General features: G+C 62.9%; 19 protein-coding genes. 3 read left to right on the top strand and 16 right to left on the bottom strand.

The features are described 5' to 3' along the window. From N687_RS0116570 to N687_RS0116555, 4 genes are all read right to left on the bottom strand, one after another. The gene (locus N687_RS0116570) at positions 1–1020 is read right to left on the bottom strand and encodes an electron transfer flavoprotein subunit alpha/FixB family protein (RefSeq protein WP_035463326.1); all 1020 of its coding nucleotides are present in this window, start codon (positions 1018–1020) and stop codon (positions 1–3) included. Positions 1021–1128: 108 nt separating this feature from the next. Beyond that, complete coding sequence (locus N687_RS0116565) at positions 1129–1953, bottom strand: electron transfer flavoprotein subunit beta/FixA family protein (protein WP_029422921.1); 825 nt, start codon at positions 1951–1953, stop codon at positions 1129–1131. Between the two features lie 14 nt (positions 1954–1967). Then, on the bottom strand, positions 1968–2393 hold the full coding sequence (locus N687_RS0116560; RefSeq protein WP_029422920.1) for a universal stress protein: 426 nt from the start codon (positions 2391–2393) through the stop codon (positions 1968–1970). A gap of 315 nt (positions 2394–2708) precedes the next feature. After that, positions 2709–3839 (bottom strand): TIGR04053 family radical SAM/SPASM domain-containing protein, encoded by a 1131-nt coding sequence (locus N687_RS0116555; RefSeq protein WP_029422919.1) that lies wholly within the window; start codon positions 3837–3839, stop codon positions 2709–2711. Positions 3840–4135: 296 nt separating this feature from the next. Between N687_RS0116555 and N687_RS0116550 the strand changes: the two genes are divergently transcribed. Beyond that, positions 4136–5470, top strand: a complete 1335-nt coding sequence (locus tag N687_RS0116550; RefSeq protein ID WP_029422918.1) for a hypothetical protein — start codon at positions 4136–4138, stop codon at positions 5468–5470. Between the two features lie 24 nt (positions 5471–5494). Here the strand turns inward: N687_RS0116550 and N687_RS0116545 are convergent, their stop codons facing one another. The 5 genes from N687_RS0116545 to N687_RS0116525 are packed head-to-tail and all read right to left on the bottom strand — an operon-like array spanning position 5495 to position 8764. Beyond that, positions 5495–5776: a metal-sulfur cluster assembly factor gene (locus N687_RS0116545; protein WP_029422917.1), complete on the bottom strand. Its 282-nt coding sequence runs from the start codon at positions 5774–5776 to the stop codon at positions 5495–5497. A gap of 14 nt (positions 5777–5790) precedes the next feature. After that, positions 5791–6213 carry a hypothetical protein gene (locus N687_RS0116540; RefSeq protein WP_029422916.1) on the bottom strand — a complete coding sequence of 141 codons (423 nt, stop codon included), beginning with the start codon at positions 6211–6213 and terminating at the stop codon, positions 5791–5793. Positions 6214–6234: 21 nt separating this feature from the next. Further along, the gene (locus N687_RS0116535; protein WP_029422915.1) at positions 6235–6705 is read right to left on the bottom strand and encodes a DUF2249 domain-containing protein; all 471 of its coding nucleotides are present in this window, start codon (positions 6703–6705) and stop codon (positions 6235–6237) included. A gap of 48 nt (positions 6706–6753) precedes the next feature. Continuing rightward, on the bottom strand, positions 6754–8058 hold the full coding sequence (locus N687_RS0116530) for a hypothetical protein (RefSeq protein ID WP_029422914.1): 1305 nt from the start codon (positions 8056–8058) through the stop codon (positions 6754–6756). 34 nt (positions 8059–8092) lie between these two features. Continuing rightward, the gene (locus N687_RS0116525; protein ID WP_029422913.1) at positions 8093–8764 is read right to left on the bottom strand and encodes a Crp/Fnr family transcriptional regulator; all 672 of its coding nucleotides are present in this window, start codon (positions 8762–8764) and stop codon (positions 8093–8095) included. Between the two features lie 171 nt (positions 8765–8935). Here N687_RS0116525 and N687_RS0116520 point away from each other — a divergent pair, with 171 nt between their 5' ends. After that, complete coding sequence (locus tag N687_RS0116520; RefSeq protein ID WP_029422912.1) at positions 8936–9175, top strand: DUF2249 domain-containing protein; 240 nt, start codon at positions 8936–8938, stop codon at positions 9173–9175. Positions 9176–9298: 123 nt separating this feature from the next. Here N687_RS0116520 and N687_RS0116515 read toward each other — a convergent pair whose 3' ends face one another. Genes N687_RS0116515 through coxB form a run of 5 tightly spaced genes read right to left on the bottom strand, consistent with a single transcriptional unit; the run spans position 9299 to position 14324 of the window. Further along, complete coding sequence (locus tag N687_RS0116515; RefSeq protein ID WP_051663367.1) at positions 9299–10312, bottom strand: COX15/CtaA family protein; 1014 nt, start codon at positions 10310–10312, stop codon at positions 9299–9301. A gap of 42 nt (positions 10313–10354) precedes the next feature. Next, a complete protein-coding gene (locus N687_RS0116510) occupies positions 10355–10699 on the bottom strand; it encodes a cytochrome o ubiquinol oxidase subunit IV (RefSeq protein ID WP_051663366.1) in 345 nt (114 codons plus the stop codon). 1 nt (position 10700) lies between these two features. Beyond that, positions 10701–11345 carry a cytochrome o ubiquinol oxidase subunit III gene (cyoC, locus tag N687_RS0116505; RefSeq protein ID WP_081841502.1) on the bottom strand — a complete coding sequence of 215 codons (645 nt, stop codon included), beginning with the start codon at positions 11343–11345 and terminating at the stop codon, positions 10701–10703. A gap of 3 nt (positions 11346–11348) precedes the next feature. Next, a complete protein-coding gene (qoxB, locus tag N687_RS0116500; protein ID WP_029422908.1) occupies positions 11349–13319 on the bottom strand; it encodes a cytochrome aa3 quinol oxidase subunit I in 1971 nt (656 codons plus the stop codon). 21 nt (positions 13320–13340) lie between these two features. Next, the gene (coxB, locus tag N687_RS0116495; RefSeq protein ID WP_231493511.1) at positions 13341–14324 is read right to left on the bottom strand and encodes a cytochrome c oxidase subunit II; all 984 of its coding nucleotides are present in this window, start codon (positions 14322–14324) and stop codon (positions 13341–13343) included. 520 nt (positions 14325–14844) lie between these two features. Between coxB and N687_RS0116490 the strand changes: the two genes are divergently transcribed. Beyond that, entirely contained in the window at positions 14845–15378 is a 534-nt protein-coding gene (locus N687_RS0116490) for a hypothetical protein (RefSeq protein WP_035462439.1), read from the top strand. A gap of 30 nt (positions 15379–15408) precedes the next feature. On the opposite strand, the gene N687_RS0116485 is transcribed toward N687_RS0116490, so the two are convergent. Together N687_RS0116485 and N687_RS0116480 are read right to left on the bottom strand one after the other, a co-directional pair. Next, positions 15409–16503: an ATP-binding protein gene (locus tag N687_RS0116485; RefSeq protein WP_051663365.1), complete on the bottom strand. Its 1095-nt coding sequence runs from the start codon at positions 16501–16503 to the stop codon at positions 15409–15411. Positions 16504–16635: 132 nt separating this feature from the next. Continuing rightward, positions 16636–17319: a response regulator gene (locus N687_RS0116480; protein WP_029422904.1), complete on the bottom strand. Its 684-nt coding sequence runs from the start codon at positions 17317–17319 to the stop codon at positions 16636–16638. Positions 17320–17517: the final 198 nt, after the last annotated feature.

Below are 17517 nucleotides of genomic sequence, written 5' to 3'. Positions count from 1 at the left end.
TCACACGACCGGGACGTGTTCCTTCGTTCGGGCCGCTCGCACAGCTTCGGTCAACGCCGGAATCACCTCAAACAAGTCGCCGATAACGGCGTAATGGGCGATCCGGTGGATGGGCGCGTCCGGGTCCTTGTTGATGCTGACAATCAACTCCGCGTTCTGCATACCGACGACGTGCTGTACGGCGCCAGAGATCCCGGCGGCGATGTAGACCTTGGGCCGAACCGTGGTGCCGGTCTGTCCGACCTGATGGTCGTGACTGATCCAACCCAGGTCCACCGCGGCCCGGGATGCGCCCACTTGGCCACCCAGCGCTGTCGCGAGCTGCGCAAGCAACTCGAACCCGGCCTTGCCGCCGACCCCCCGCCCGCCGGCGACGATGACGTCAGCGTCCTCCAGGTTGACCCGATTGACCGCTTCGACGAACCCGAGCACTTCGGTCCGGATGCTGCGGGAGTCCAAGGGTGGCGCCACGCGGATGATCTCTCCCATCCGCCGTTCGTCGAAGGGCAGGGCCTGAAACACCCCCGGGCGCACCGTCGCCATCTGGGGTTTGAACTGCTTGCACAGGATGGTCGCCACCATCTTCTCCGAGAAGGCCGGGCGGCTGGCCAACAGAAGCCGGTTGTCGTCCACGTCCAGCTGGGTGCAGTCCGCCGTCAGCCCGGTCGGCAGGTGCGTGGCGATGGCGCCGGCGAGATCGCGCCCCGTGTAGGTGGCACCGAACAGGACGATCTCCGGTTTCACGGTGCGAATGACGTGCAGGCACACCCGGCTGTATGGGCGCGTGCGGTAGTCGGCCAGCTCCGGAGCATCGCACAGGTAGACGCGCTCCGCCCCGTAACCGATGGCCTGACGGGCGATCTCTTCGATGTCGTGCCCGATGACCAGCGCCATGAGCGGTGCGTCCAACTTGTCGGCCAGTCTCCTCGACTCCCCGAGCAGCTGCCAGGAGACTTTGGCCACCTTGCCCCGCCGTTGTTCCAATACCACCAGGATCCCGCGGTATGCGGACCAGTCCACTTCACCCTCGGGCTGCAGCCCAACCGCCGGTTTCCGTTTGGTCTCTGCCATCTGCGGTCCCTCCTCGCTTCGCGGGCCTGAACGGTCCCCACTGGGGACCAGGCCCCTTCACGCGCCCTGAGTGATGCGCAGGCGTTCCAACAGCACCGTGGCGAGCTGTCCCGCCACCTCCGCGGGTGTGCCGCGCAAGTATTCGGTATCCACCTGCCGGGGCTCGGGCACCCACGTCTTCGACACGATGGTGGGTGACCCGCGCAGGCCGATCTTGCTGCGGTCGAGATCGTCAAAGTCTGCGGTCGACCACACGATGGGCTGGTAGGCTTGCGCGCGCAGCAGGCCAGGCAGGCTGGCGCGGCGCGGTTTGTTGATCTCGGAGAGCACCGTGATCAACACCGGAAAGGGCGCCCGGACGCGTTCCACCCCGTCCTCCAGGTGGCGCTGCACCACCACCTCGCCGCGCTCCACGTCGACCAACTCAATGTGCTCCACGTACGTCAACTGCTCGTAGTCGAGACGGCAGGCGATGCCAGGCCCCACCTGACCGGTGTCCCCATCCAGGGTCTGCTTGCCGCAGAAGACGATATGAGGTGGACCCCACAGCGCTCCGGCCTTTTCAATGGCTTTCGCCAATACGTAGGAGGTGGCCAGCGTATCGGCGCCGGCGAAGGCGCGGTCGCTGATCAGTATCCCTTCGTCCGCCCCCATCGCGACGCACTGTTTCAATGCCTTATCCGCGGAGGGAGGACCCATGGTGATGACGGTGACCCGCCCGCCCACCTGTTCCTTGATCCGCAAGGCCGCTTCGACGCCGTTCAGATCGTACGGATTGACGATGGCGGGGACGCCTTGGCGGATCAGCGTATTCGTCTTGGGGTCAATTCGAATCTCGCGACTGTCTGGAACCTGCTTGATACAGACCACCATGTGCAGCATCGTGCATCTCCCTCTCAACCGGCGCGGACCACCAGCACGGGCACCTTGGAGCGGTCGACCACGCCGCGGCTGACACTGCCCATCAGCAGGCGATCCAATATCCCCTTGCCGTTGGATCCCATCACCACGACGTCGGCCGTCTCCTCTTCTGCCACCTCACAGATGCAACGGATCGGGTCCCCGAACATGTGGCGGAAGGTGACGGACCGCCGAACCTCCGGCGCGAGGTGTTTCATGAGCTCCTGCCGCACCTCGAGCGCGTACAGGTTCTCCTCGCGGCGGTAGTCCTCCGGGGCCATCGCGTACGGGTACGGCAGCTCCGGTGACACGTAGACGGCGACGACTTCCGTGTCCGGCCAAGCGGTGCACAGATGATTGACCATGTCGGTCGCCTTGTGTGCGGACGACGATCCATCCGTGGCCAGCACAATCTTTTTCATCTTTGTCACCCTCTTTCAAGACAGCTCTTGTGAGAACGATGCCAATCGCTTCCGGTTCGGGCCCTTTGGAAGGCATGTTGCTTTCCTGCTCTCATCATGGAAGAATTCGACGTCTCGCTGCAGACATGAACGGACCTTTCTGAACACGGTGATTTGTACCACCCAGGGTCACCTGAACGGACTAGTCACCCTGTGCGACAAAAAGCCTCCCTTGGGCAGGGAGGCTCTGCGTCCTGTTCTGTCGCGACGACGCCCTAAAGAAGGCCGCCCGGTACGAACCGGGAGCCCGTGAAAAGACATCGATTGGGGAATAATTTACAGTGCCGGCGTGTCCAGGGTGCCGCCCCGCCAGCCGCGAGGGACGTACGCACAGGCTGGATCGCTGGCAAGGAAGTCTCCTGTTACCCCATAGGCACGGGCACGCGATCCACCGCACACGGCCTTGAACTCGCAGGCACCGCACTTGCCCTTGAGCAGTGCCGGATCGCGCAGCTGCCGAAACACGGGACTGTGCCGGTAGATGTCGGCTAAACGGGTCTGGCGCACATTGCCGGCCACGACCGGCAGAAATCCGCTCGGGTACACGTCGCCCGTGTGCGATATGAACACAAACCCGTTGCCGTCGTTCACGCTTCTGGGCGCGCGAAGTCCGGGGCCGCCCGCAGCGAAGTCCGCCCCTGCGACAGGTGGGACCGTCTGGGCCGAGCCAGGGCCCGGCCGGCCGCCCTCCCCCTGTGCACGGTGCTGCAAGATCACGCGCCGGTAATGGGGCGCGGCGGTGGTCTTCACGTCGAAGGAACGCACCTGAGATTGCGCCCACAGCCATTCCATCACCCGCTCCGCCTCGTCCGCGTCCACCATGTCCTGCGCCCTCGCCCGCCCGGTCGGCACGAGGAAAAAGACGCTCCACAACGTGGCGCCGAACGACTCCACCACGTCCGCGATACGCGGCAGATCTTCCATGTTGTAGCGGGACACCGTGGTGTTGACCTGAATGGGCATTCCGATCTCCCGCATCATCCCGAGCGCCCCCACCGTCAGGTCGTAGCTTCCGCGCGTCCCCCGGAAGTGATCGTGCACCTCCCGGGTGGAGCCGTCGAGGCTGAACGCGCAACGGGCCAAGCCCGCTGCCTTTGCGCGCAAGAGCGCCTCCTTGGTCACGCGCGGGGTCGCGCTGGGGGTCATCGCCACCTCCATCCCCCGCTCGCGCCCATACCGGATGAAATCAAACAGGTCTTCGCGCTCCAGCGGATCGCCCCCGGTGAAGACCAGCAGCGGCCGGTCCATTTCGGCGATCTGGTCGATCAACCGGAAGCCTTCCTCCGTCGTAAGTTCCAACAGGTGCCGGTGCCGCTGGGCCTTCGCACGGCAGTGCAGGCAGTGCAACTGGCAGGCGCGGGTCACCTCCCAGATGGCGATGAACGGACTTTGCGCGAAGTCACGCAGGAACAGGGATTTTCGATCCGCTGGCGCTCCACTTGGCATCACACGGATTCACTCCTTAACCCGTCACGGCCAACTGCCAGGCTGGCGTGTACGCGAAAATCGCTCCATCACGAGCCCCTCTTGGGATTGTCGATGCTCATCGTACCCGTAATGCCCGCACCGGGGTGTGACGAGGGCCACACTCATAGGCGGGCGGCCGGGGGTGACTCAGCGCACAACGCAGCGGACGGCTTGCATCTACGCTTGCGTTGAGGCATGTTGCCCTTAGGCGCTTCATCCATCCCCGGGGGTGCAAGATGATCACGTCGACCAAGAAACGGCTCTCCGCCACCGTGTACTACCTGTTGACCGGCCTCGGCCTCTGCGTTCCGGCCCTTTTCGCCGTCGGCGCAGTCCTGCCGGATTGGGCCGCGGGCGCCACCATGACACCGTTGTCGCTCGCCGACATCCACCTGCTGTTTCTCGGCGTCATGTTGACCATCGCCTGCGGGGTGTTGTATCAGATCGTGCCCATCGCTTTCCAGGCGCCCCCCATCGGCCGCCACGTCCTCGCTTGGCATTTGCCCTTGCACGTGGCCAGCGTGATCGCCATGGCCGCAGGGTTTCTTACCGGAGATTGGCGGGTCGTCGGTTGGGGCGGCTTGGTGCTGTTTGCGTCCCTCGCGGCCTTCCTCGGCCTTGTCTTGGCCAGCTACCGCAGAGCGCGCAACAAGACGGCGGTGCACCGGGCGCTGGTCTGGCCGCTCTCGAGCCTCGCCGGGGTGTTGCTGGTCGGCTTGTGGCAGGCCTGGCTTCCCGACCGGGTGAGCGATCCGGTGGTGCATACGCATGCCCTCTTTGGGGTTTTGGCTTTCTGGGTGGGCTTGGTCCTCGTCTTCTCGTACAAGCTCTTCCCCATGTTCGTCATCAGCCACGGCTACCAGGCCTCGCTCACACGAACCTTGGCGCTGTTCTACCCAGGTGCCGCGTTGCTCTTGGTCGATGCCTGGATCCCGCCCTCCGGATGGCGCGTGGGTGTGCGCATCCTCGCCGCACTGGCCATCCTCGCTGCCCTGATCTCCTTCGGCCGCGACATGCGGGCGGTCTGGAGGGCGAGCAAACGCCGCCGCGTCGTGCCGCCGGTGTACGAGGCGGCGGTGGTGAACGTCGTCCTCGGCATCGGCGTCGCCTGGGTGATGGCGGCGTTGGCCGCGGGATCCATCCGTTGGTTGCTCCCAGGCGGCTACCTGCTCTGGTTCGGCGGGCTGCTGCCCTTGATGTTCGCGTATATGCAGAAAATGGTGCCCTTCTTGTGGTTCGAGTACCGCTTCAGCAAGCGCCCCGAACGCAAAACGGCGCCCCTCATCGACGACATGGTGCCCGCTCGTCCCGCCAAGATGGCGATGGGCCTGTACGGCGCAGGCGTGTTGGCGGGTCTCGCCGTATTGACGGTGGGAGCAGCCGATCCAGGGATGGTGAGCGCCACGGGGACAAGGACAGGGGCGGGAACAGGCGGATTCTTGCGTCTCCTCGCCTGGATTGGTGCCATCCTGCAAGCCGGCGCCGCAGCGGTGCTGTTCTTCTCCCTCCGATACGTCCTCACCATCGGGGGACCGCGCCCCGAGGACGACACGGAATCCGGCGGGGCATGAGGAATCCGGCGAGAGCGGATCCACTCACCACGACAACTGCTGCCGGGCCTCCTCCGACATCATCTCCGGCGACCACGGCGGGTCCCAGACCACGTCGACCTTCACGTCGGCCACCCCGAACACCTGAGCGGCCGCCCATTCCACCGCCTCCGCGATGCTGTCGTGCGCCGGACAGCCGGGGGTCGTCATGGTCATCTTGACGTACAGCGTCCCCTCCTCGGGCTCCTGGAGGTCATAGATCAAACCGAGATCGACCACATTGATCCCAATCTCCGGGTCATACACGCTTCTGGCGCAAGACCTCACGGACCTCGTCGAGGTTAATCATGTCCCCTCAACTCCTTCGCCACTTGCTTCGGATGGACCACGCGTTGCAGCTGCCATACGAATCCAAGGACGGACAGGGCGATCACGATGCTGCCTGCGACCGCCCCCGCCGCAAAGTTCAAGCGCGCGCTGCGCTCGGACGCGATGGGGATCAAAAATGCCACAGTCGCGAGTTGATAGACCGCGCCCATGATGAACGACAGCAGCGAGCCGAGCGTCAGCAGGTGGGTGAGTGCGATGACCGCTGGCAGAAGGGCCCCTCCACCGCTCAGGTGGATGGACTGGGCCGCGAGATCGAACGCGAACAGGACGAACCCTGCCATGCCCAACAACATGTAGCGCATCGGGACGGTGAAGGGCGGGGATTGGCTCGTCACCACCCCGCCCGGACCGCCCGCCGGCATTCCTCTCTCCATTTGGGGTCCCTCCTCACCGCGTCAACCCGCTTTGCGGATCCGAACGCGGACCGTTCCATTGCCTTTGTCCTGGATCTCGTAGGAAAATCCTCGTTCCTCGAGCTCCGGGAGGAGAAAAGCCGGTACCCGTTCATTCCAGATCTCCAGCGCCAGCTCACCTGTCTGCACGGCCTCGTGTCCATCGAGAAACGCGAGGGTTCGCACCATGGGCTGTGGCGGTTCCAGCCCCCGATTGTCGAGATGGAACACGGGGATATCTGTTTCTTCCTTATAAAATTGCACGATGAAATGGTCCTCGGCCTCTTGGACAACGGCCGCGTGAAACCCCTGTTTCCCGAGGACGCGGATGAGCGGGTCCGGACGGAAGGTGGCGTGCAGTTCGAAGACGTCCGCAGGCCCGAGGGTGGCCACGGTGTTCATGATGACCTGAAACGGTTCCTGCTTGGCGCGCAGCAGCTCCCGCACGTCGAGGACGGTGATCTTTCGGTCCATGATGATTCGCCTCCCTCGCGCGGTGATCCGGCGCGGTTTCCACTTTGATTATCCGTATCTCGCGTGATCGGGAGTGTGAACCGTGTCACAGACCATGGCCCGCAGCCAAACGGCGGCAAATCCGGCAAAGGCCAGCCAAGTGCATGATCCTCCGGCCACAAACAGGCCATTCATCCCAGCGTTGAGCCATGCCGGACGCGGAGACACTTCCCCGGCCCCGAAGGCGAGGATCATGCACAACGCCCCGACGGCGGCCACTGCGATCTGAGGGACGGCCCAACGGGGCGAGGGCGGCGACACCTCGAGCAGGACAGGGAACAGCGCGTACCCGACCGCGTATACAAGGGTCGTGATCCATCCCAGGAACAGCAGGTGCAGCCCCGCGAGCGATACCGGGGAAAGACCTGTGCACAACGCCAGGCCGAGCACGCCGGCGAACCCCCACGCGATGGCCCAAGACCACGCCGCGTGCGACGGCATCCGCCGCTCTCCTACCGCGTCTCGGCGGCGCCGTGGCAATCGTATGAGGTACACCCCGGCTGTGAGGGCGAACGACACGCCCAGCAACCGTTGGCCCACCGCCAAAGCTGGCGGCCACGCGACCTGGCCGGCGGTGGCCAGCGCCACGCCCGCCAACCACAATCCCTGGCTGGTGATGACCGTCCAGGGCGATACACCCGCATCGTCGGTGAACCGCGGGTACAGGTGAATCGCCACGGCCAACACGGTCCCGGCGATCCACCCATACCCGACGAGCAAGATCAGGGCACTGCTGTCCGCCGGCCGTCCCGCAGTCGCGCCGAGGGCTGCCCACCACGCGGCCAACACGAACAGCATCAAGGCGATGTCCGTCCCCCGCTGGCCGATTCTGTCCGTCGCCTGAAACCTCGGAGACTTGGCCATGAAGCCAAGCGCCTGCGGAACCACCGGTTCACCCATCCACATGCCTTTACGGCGGGCCGCGACCGCGGAGAGTATATTGATGAGAAACAGCGTGGGTGCTAGGGCCTGGAGCCACAGCCCGGCCAGCAGCAGTCCGGATGCAGGCAGGGCCATTCCAGCCGCTGCCGCCAGCACCCCCGCTTCGGAAACTCCCCACTGCAGCCAACCCAGCCATGGCCAGGGCAGTCGCAGTCCAGCCGACACCCTCAAGACGGCATAGGTCATCCCATAGATGAGCATCGTCAGCCAGCCGTACGGGTTGACCTCTCCGTGAACCGCTCCCAGGGACCCCCACCACGCCGGGACGAAGGCCATCAGCCCACCCAAGGCGGCCCCAGCCGCAAAATTCAAGATCGCCGCTGCGACGAACGCAACCGGCAACCATCCAATCCAGGGCTGCTTGCGCCGCATGCCCCGCGCCTCCTTCCCCGGCCAGCCGCTCGGTTCATGTGCGGCGGAGTTTGTCCAGGTGAACGATCCACTCGTCCGGCTCTCCGGTCAACGCCCCTTCGCGCCGCAGTTGATTCCAGATGCGATTGACCGACTCCCGCGTCATCCCGACCATGTGGGCCATCTCTCCATGGGTCACCGGGAGCCTCAGATGCACCCCATCCGGCCGCACCTCGCCGTGCTCTTCCGCGAAGTGCCGGATCAGGGCGACCACCCGCTCGCGCGAGTCAAAAACAGCCAACTCCTGAAGCTTCTCCTGAAGTTGCAGGATCCGCCGGCCCATCACCCGCATCACCTTGCGGGCGATGTCCGGGTACTCGACCAGGAGGGCGTCAAACGCGGCCGTACGGATGGCCAAGAGGACACTCTTTTCCATGGCCTGAGCGGTGCCCGGATAGGGTCCCTCCTGGAAAAAGCCGACGTGCGGGAACATCTGGCCCGCCCCGAGGATGGTGACGATGTGTTCCCGCCCTTCCTCGTCCACTTTAATAATCTTGATCAGGCCGCGGCGGATGAAATACACCGCTTCCCGCTCTTGTCCCTCCATAAACGCGTACTCGCCGCGCCCAAACCTGCGTTCGACCGCCAGGGCGTGCACACGTTGGAGCTCTTCCGGGGTCAGATCGCGGAAGAGCTCGATTTCGCGAAGCATCTCCAACGCGTCCATCCACACCACCTCTTCCCGTCAGGCCATCCGTTTTCCATGCAATTCCCAAAATCTTTCCAAGAACAGTGTAACCTTGCATGAAGGCTGGGTGTGACTCGAATCACGAATATTATTTGGCCAAAACGGTACAGTCGGTGTGTACAATCTCACACGCTGCAGGAGGTTGGCATCATGAGCGAGTTCGCCTATGCGGTCAACGCGACCGAATATCCGCCGCACATGAAGCACCGGGTCATCTTCGAGACCTTCGACAAGCTGCAACCCGGCCAGGCCATGCTCCTGATCAACGACCATGACCCTGTGCCGCTCCGGTATCAGTTTGAGCTCGAACGCCCCGGAATTTTTGCCTGGGAGTATGTGGAGCGCCGCCCGGAGACGTTCCGCGTCCGCATCGGACGGGTCGAAGGATGACCAAATCCTGCGTCAACGGCGACAAACAGCCATAACCGTCCCTACAAGCGTTGCAAGAAAGATCGGGCCGGCCGGAAGGAACGTATTCCGGCCGGCCCGCTATCGTATTCTGTCAGGGCCTCTTCACGCGCCAGCGCGCTGCCGTCCCGCCTGCCCCCACCGCGTGGACGGACGTTCCGACTGCACAGCCGCGGGGTCAGGCAATACCTGCAGCGCCATATACCCAAGCGTCATGAACAAACCGGTCACCAGCGTGACGTGCACCAGGAACGCCAGCGTGCTCACGTGCGTCCAGACGAGGAACGCACCGCTCAGCGCCTGCAGGAGGACCAGGGCGACCACCAAGATGCTCGCCCGATGCAGATCTGGCCGGCGCACACGCTCCCGACGGGCGAGTGTGAACAACCACACTGCGAGGACGAGGAAGCCGAGCGCCACCGTCCGGTGCAACAGGTCGACCAAGAGCGCGGGGCCCACCGCGCTGAACCGCTCCACAGGCAACGGCCAGCCCTCAAACAGGGCACCGTAGCCCGTGCTCGCCACGTACGCCCCGATGTAACCGGCGACGTACACGTACCCGAGGCCGAACCAACTCCAGCGCGACAGCCGTCGACTGGCGGCCAGCGGCCGGAGCGGCGTGAAGATGACAGAGCGACCTCCCGCGCGATCGAGCTGCTGAATCGTCAGCGTGAGCAGGAACAGGGCGACGAAGGAGGTGATGGCTACGCCGAGGTGAACGGCGATGACCGCGGGCGGATTCTGGAACAGGACCGCCATCGCGCCCAGCACGCTCTCGGCCACGATGCCGCCCAGGGTGATCCCGATCAGCCAGCGCACCTCCCGGCGACGGCCGTACCGCAACCAGGCGAGGACGGCCAACGGCAGCAGGAACACGCTGGTGAACAGAATGCTCACCCGATGGGTGTACTCAATCGCCGTTGCCAAGGACCAGTGAGACGGGATCCATTGCCCGTTGCACAGCGGCCAGTCGGGCCCGCACCCCATGGCCGACCCGGTCACCGCGTCGGTGAAGCCGAGTGTGTTGCCGAGAAACATGGCGACGAGGGTCGCCCACGACAGCCAGCCAGTCAAGGAAAGCCGGTTCGACGTCCATGGCTTGTTCCCTTGCTCCCCCATGACATTCACCATCCTCTCTTCACCGGGTGCGGGCCCGCAGGCTCACTGAACCTGGTAGTGGAAGCTCATGATCCAGATGGACATCAGCGCGATCGCGAACGTGAAGATCAACCCCAGGACGAGGCCGACCGAGTGCCATGGCGGTCCGTCGCCTTCCGTCACGTGCATGAAGAAAAACAACTGCACGACGATCTGCAGTCCGCCGAGGATGAGCAGCGTCAACGCAAGCGGACCACCCACCATGTGGTGGCCGAGGGCCAGCCAGAAGGCGATGGCCGTCAGCACCAGCGACGCGATGTAGCCGACGATGTACATGCCGGCACCGTGGTGCTCGTGTTCCACCGCCGGTCCACCTTCGTGCAGTTCCACGTGTCCGTGTGCCGCCATCTTACATCACCACCCCGAACAGGTATACCACCGTGAAGATGAACACCCACACCACGTCGAGGAAGTGCCAGTACAGGTTCACGATGAACACCTTGCGCGCCGTCACCTGCGTCAGGCCGCGCTTCGCCACCTGCAGCAGGATGGAGAACATCCATACGATGCCGAGCGATACGTGGCTGCCGTGGGTGCCCACCAGCGTGAAGAACGCGGACAAGAACGCGCTGCGCTGCATCGTGGCGCCTTCCAAGACGTCTTTGTAGAACTCCTGCACTTCCAAGCCGACGAAGGAGAGCCCGAGCAGGATGGTCACCGTGAGCCATGCCAGGACCTGTTTGCGGTTTCGGTTCCGCATCGCCAGCGTCGCGAGCCCGCCGGTGAAACTGCTCGTCAACAGGATAAACGTCTCCGCCGTGAAGCCTGGAATGTCGAACAGTTCGCGCGCCGTCGGCCCGCCGTCCGTGTGCGTCCGCAGCACCAGGTAGGTGGCGAACAAACACCCGAACAACAGCATGTCGGTGGCGAGAAACAGCCAGAATCCCAGGATGCGGACGGACTGATTGGGGTCCTGGTACTCCAGCGGCTTGGCCAGGTCCGCGCCGGACAGGTGCCCGTGCGCGTCCCGGAGCGCATTTTCAACGACCGCCATGGCTCACAACCTCCCCAGAGCCGATTCGACGTGCTCAATCTCTTCCGGCTGGATGTAGTATTCGTCGTCGTACTCAAACGAGCGGCGCAACAGCGTCACCACGACACCCAGCAAACCGAGCACCGCGAGCACGTACCAGTTGAATACAAAGCCCAATCCGGCGACAAAGAACGCGACACCCATCAGGAACGGACGGCCGGAGTTCTTCGGCATGTGAATGGGCTGGATGTCCTCCTTCTTCGGCCGCAATTCCTCGGTACGCCCTTCCTCTTTCAACACCCACCACATGTCGCGGTCCGTGACCGTCGGGATGACCGCGAAGTTGTAGTGCGGAACCGGTGACGGCAGCGACCACTCGAGCGTGCGGCCGTCCCACGGATCGCCCGTCAGGTCCCGTTCACCGTGCTTGATGCTGTACAGCACCTGCGCGACGATGAAGATGAACCCGATGCCCATCAGGTACGCACCGATGGTCGAGACAAAGTTGAGCGTGCCCCAGCCCATGTCGGCCGGATAGGTGTACATGCGCCGCTGCATCCCCATGAACCCGAGTGCGTACTGCGGCATGAAGCAGACGTAAAAGCCGATGTTGAAGAACCAGAATGCCCAGCGGCCGAGCCGCTCATCCAGCTTGAAACCAAACATCTTCGGCCACCAGTAGTACATGCCGGCCAGCATGCCGAACACCACGCCGCCGATGAGCACCTGGTGGAAGTGCGCAATCAGGAAGTAGCTGTTGTGGTACTGATAGTCGGCCGGAGCGACCGCCAGCATCACGCCGGTTGCGCCGCCGATGACGAAGCACGGCACGAACGCGATGGTCCACAGCATCGGCAGCGACATCCGGATGCGGCCGCGGTACATGGTGAACAACCAGTTGAATACCTTGACGCCGGTCGGAATGCCAACCGCCATCGTGGCCACCGCGAAGAAGGTGTTGACGTCGGCGCCGGCGCCCATCGTGAAGAAGTGGTGTGCCCACACAAAGTAGCTGATCACGCTGATCGACAGAAGCGCCGCGACCATCGACGTGTAGCCGAAGGTCTCTTTGCGCGCAAAGGTCGCCACAACTTCCGAGAACACGCCGAATGCGGGCACTACCACGATGTAGACCTCAGGGTGACCCCAAATCCAAAAGAGGTTGATAAACATCATCGGGTTGCCGCCCTGCAGGATGGTGAAAAAGTGCGTGCCCACGATGCGGTCCAGCATCAGCAACGCCAACGCCACCGTCAACGCCGGGAACGCGAAGATGATCATGATGCAGGCCGATAACACGGACCAGGTGAACAACGGCGTCTTCATCAAGGTCATACCCGGCGCGCGCATCTTCAAGATGGTGACGAGGAAGTTGATGCCCGTCGCAATGCTGCCGATACCCGAAATCTGCAAGGCGAGGAGATAGAAGTTCTCCCCGGGTCCATTGTCAAATCCGAGCTCGGACAACGGTGGATAACTGGTCCACCCGGCGTCCGGCGAACCGCCGAATACGAACGAGATGTTGAACAAGAGCGCTCCGAAGAAGAACAGCCAGAAACTGATGGCGTTCAGGTACGGGAACGCCACGTCGCGCGCCCCGATCTGCAGCGGCACGACGATGTTGAACAGCGCGAAGATGAACGGCATCGCCATGAACAGGATCATGATGGTGCCGTGCGTTGTGAAAATCTGATCGTAGTGCTCGGCGTCCAGGAAGTGCATGCCCGGCGCCGCCAACTGCGTGCGCATCAGCAGACCGTCCGCGCCGCCGCGGAACATCATCAAGAGCGCCGCAATCAGGTACATGATGCCGATCTTCTTGTGGTCGACCGTGGTCAGCCACTCCCGCCACAGCCACTTCCACTTTTTAAAGTAGGTGAGGGTGGCGACAATCCCGACGCTGGTCAATAGGATCAGCACGTCGGAGATCCAGATCATCGGACCTTCCTGCCACATCAGATACGTGTCTGCGAACTGGCGCAGAGATTCCGGCATGGCTTGTCGCTCCTTTCCGGCTCAGTGCCCTTGCTTCCCTGACATCTGCATGCCGTCCATCTGCATGCCGTGCATGTCGCTGGACGAAGTCTGCTTGCGCGCGTCCGCCGTCTGTCCGTTCATACCCTCCATGCCATCCGTCATGCCGGGCATGTAGCGGCCTCCGTCGGCCCACACCGTGTCGTTGAACAGCCCTTGCGGGAAGGACGAGTACGAAGCAGTCCCGACCACGCTCGGCTGCTTCAGCTGCTGGTAACCCGCCAGCGTCAACGCCGGGGAGTTGGCCTTCACCTGTTGCACCCACTGGTCAAACTCCTGTTGGGATACCGCCTTGACCTTGAAGTCCATGTGTGCAAACCCTTTGCCGGTGAAGTTCGCGCCGTGCCCGTAGTACGTTCCCGGCTGGTCCGCCTCAAGCCACAGGCGCATCGCCATGCCCGGCATGGTGTACTCCTGACCGCCCAACTGCGGTACCCAGAAGGAGTTCATCGGCGCGTCCGACGTCAGCTCAAACTGCACGGGCACGCCAACCGGAATCTCGACGTAGTTGACCGTGGCCACATTCTGGCCCGGATACTGAAAAAGCCACTTCCAGTCCAGCGACGTGACCTGGATGGTTAACGGTTTGGCGTCCGTCGGCGGTGGTTCCACCAGCTTGAAGGTGGACTTCCCGGTGTAGAAGCCTAGGATGGCCACAATCACAATCGGGATCCCCCACCAGACGACCTCCAACACTTTGCTCTCCGACCACTTTGGTGTGTACGGCGCCGTGTTGCCGGGTTTGTCGCGGTAGCGCCAGACGATGTAAACCAACAAAGCCAACACCGGGATCACGACAATCAGCACCAGGACGGTGGACAGCACAATCAGATGCAGCTCCTCCCGTCCCACCGGGCCGACTGGGTTGAGCACCAAGTACTCAGGCCCGCAGCCGGACACCAGCAGCGCAGTCAGCGCCGCCAGCGCCAAGACACGGTTTGGCTTGCGCAATTGGGTCCGCTTCAACCGCGGTCCACTCCTTTCTGCACATGTACGCCTTCGCGGTGACAGAATCATGCCGAGAACATTGGACAGCGTGTGCCACAGATCACACTGGACAGGCGCGAGAACCGACGGTTCTCAGTTCTGTCGCCCTTCTGGTTCCGGTTACAACCTTACATCCATCACCAGGCACATTGGCAGACCTAGACCGATCATTTTCGCCCTAGCTCATATGGACCATTCGACCCGATTCGACATAGTCCAGTCGGACTATACACACCCTCCATGAGGACCAAACGCAATTTGAAAATAGTCCATTCGGACTATGTGAATAGTCCCGCAAGGGCTAGCGCAAAACCCCGCCGTGGGTGCACACTATTGTCAGGTGATTGTTTCCGCAAAGATTCTGGCAAAAAGGCACGCCGCCCGCTGGCCCGCGCGCGCCAGCGGCGCACCGGCTCCGTGCGCCCGGTACAAGGGGACGATGGTATTGAAATCCGTGGACCGAATTCACGCTTGGTGTACGAGATGGGATAAGCGGCTGGTGGGATTCGTGCGGACGCACGCGCATTTGTTCGCGGCTGCGGTGGCGCTGCTCCTGTGCGTATGGGGTCTTTCGGCCGGTCATCTGGGCTTCGCCGTGGGGATGATCCTCCTGGGTGCCGTGGGATACTTTTTGGGGCTGACCATCGCCATCGGCCTTGGCGTCGTCCTCACCGCCGTGGACGTGTACGCCGAGATGCACACCGGTTTGGTCCCATCCACGTTGCTGCTGGAGATGGTTGGCTACTCCTGCATCGCGTGGCTCGGATACTCCCACCGGGAGCAGAAGGAACGGCAGAAGCGGCTGGCCATGGAAGTGCACGAACCGCAGGTTTTGCCGTGGAGCGTGGTCAACGAAGTGCGGACGTCTCTGGCCGCCATCCGGTTTTTGCTGTTTCCGCTGCACGGAGACGGAAGCAATCAAGAGGTGCGCCGCGCCACGGATGAGTTGTCTCGCTTGGAGCGTCTGTTTACGGAGATGGAAAAAGAAGAACGCGCCCGTGACCGCGAGGAGCACGAGCGCCGAGCCAAATGAGCAAATTCCCCCGCCACGCTGTGTGAGGCATCACAATGCGTTCGACTGTGCGCCGCCCGCAGCGGGCAGCACCACTTCTACCGTCGTGCCCTTGCCGACCTGGCTTTGGATGGACAGCGTTCCGCCGTGCTGCTTGACGATCTTGTCGCTGATCATCAGGCCCAGACCGGTCCCCTTTTCCTTCGTCGTGAAGAACGGTTCGCCGAGGCGCGCGAGTTGGTCTTCGGGGATGCCAAAGCCCTGATCCACCACGCGTACACGCACACGGCCGGGCTCCAGCGGTTCTGCATGCACTGTGATCTGACCGCCGCCCGGCATCGCCTCAATGGCGTTCTTGATGAGATTGATGAACACCTGCTTCATTTGGCTCTCCGCCACCCGGACTAACGGGAGCGGATCCGCGAAGTCCATGACGATGCGGACACCCTGTTTGCGCGCGTGGATCTGCATGAGCTGCACCGTGCTGGCGAGAAGCGTCCGTATGTCCCCCACCTGTAGCGCGGAGTCCCCCGGTTTGGCCAACATCAAGAAGTCGCCGACAATGGCGTCGATGCGATCGATCTCGGAGAGGATCATATCCACCTGCTTGCGGTTCTCCTCGCCCTCTAGCTGCAACGTCTGCAGCGACCACTTGATGGCGGCCAACGGATTGCGGATCTCATGTGCGATGCTAGAGGCCAATTGGCCCGCGGCCTCAATTTTGTCCGACCGACGGAGGAACTCCTCCGCCTGCTTTCGCTCGGTGATGTCGATCCGGAATGAGACGTACTTGTACGGTTTGCCGCGCTCATTCAACAGCGGGACGATGGTGGTGTCCACCCAATAATACGTGCCATCCTTGGCCCGGTTACGGATCTCCCCCCGCCACACGTGCCCGCTCGCGATGGTGCGCCACATCTGGCGAAAGAACTCTTTCGAGTGATATCCCGAGTTGATGATGCGGTGGTTCTGCCCCAGCAGCTCTTCGCGTGAGTACTTGGAGATCTCGCAGAACTTGTCGTTGGCGAACGTGATGTTGCCGCGGTGATCCGTGACCGCCACCACGAGCGCCTCGTCGAGGGCCAGGTTGATGTCCGACAGCTCCTTGAGGGCGCTCTCCAGATCATTCAACACGTCCTTGAACACGCTCTGCTCACCTCCACATCCCCCACCGCATCCACCACTATGTCACACCCCGGGATCTTCCGTCAATTCCGCTCATCCGGTTGTCACACACCTGCCACAGCCTGCATGCGGCCGGGGGAATCCCCCTTGCGTTCAATTTTCCTCCTTTTTCATGACATATCCTTCACGCACCGCATAGGCCGCGGCCTGCACCCGATTGCTCAAGTGCAGCTTCTCCAAGATGTTGCGCACGTGGTTGCGAACAGTGTTCTCGCTGATGTACAGGGCGTTGGCAATGTCCTTGTTGGTCGCGCCCGCACTCAGATATCGCAACACCTCGATCTCCCGCTCGGTCAACTGCTCCACCTGCTGCTGAACGGGCCGAACCGCCGGCTTCGCGAACTCTGTGATGATCTGCATCGCGAGATTGCCCGGGATCACCGGCTCTCCGGCGCTCACGCGGCGGACGCTCTCAATCACATCCGTCGGACTCGCATTTTTCAGCACATACCCGGACGCTCCCGACTTGACCGCTTCAAACAACGATTCCTCCGCGTCCGAGACGGTCAGGATCAGGATCTTGACGTACGGATGCTCCCGTTTAATTTGTCGGGTCGCCTCCAATCCGTCGCACACCGGCATGTTGATGTCCATCAACACGACATCCGGCAGGTGCTGCCTGCACTTCTCGACCGCCTGGCGCCCGTCTTCCGCCTGATCCACCACCTCCAGGTCTCCAGCCCGGTTGAGGATGGTGCACACGCCCTGACGGAATAACTCGTGGTCGTCCACCACCAGAACCCGAATGGGCCCACGGGTTCCGCTCGCGTCGGTCATCCTGATTCGCCCCCTCCATGTCAAACCGTGTTCAACTCCAGCATACCAAGGGGAAACCCCGTGTGCACGTGTCAAATCGGGGGGTCAGGCGCGGCGTTCCGCTCCTGCTGCGTGGGCGTTTTGCGAAGTGTCTTGCGCAGCACAAACGGAGCAAAACGCCCACGCAGTCCCAAAAAACGGGCCCGCACGCGGCGGGCC

This window comes from Alicyclobacillus macrosporangiidus CPP55, assembly GCF_000702485.1.
In the GTDB taxonomy this organism is placed as follows: Bacteria; Bacillota; Bacilli; order Alicyclobacillales; family Alicyclobacillaceae; genus Alicyclobacillus_H; species Alicyclobacillus_H macrosporangiidus_B.
The sequence above is the reverse complement of the archived record's forward strand: the minus strand, read 5'-3'. Positions and strand labels throughout refer to the sequence as shown.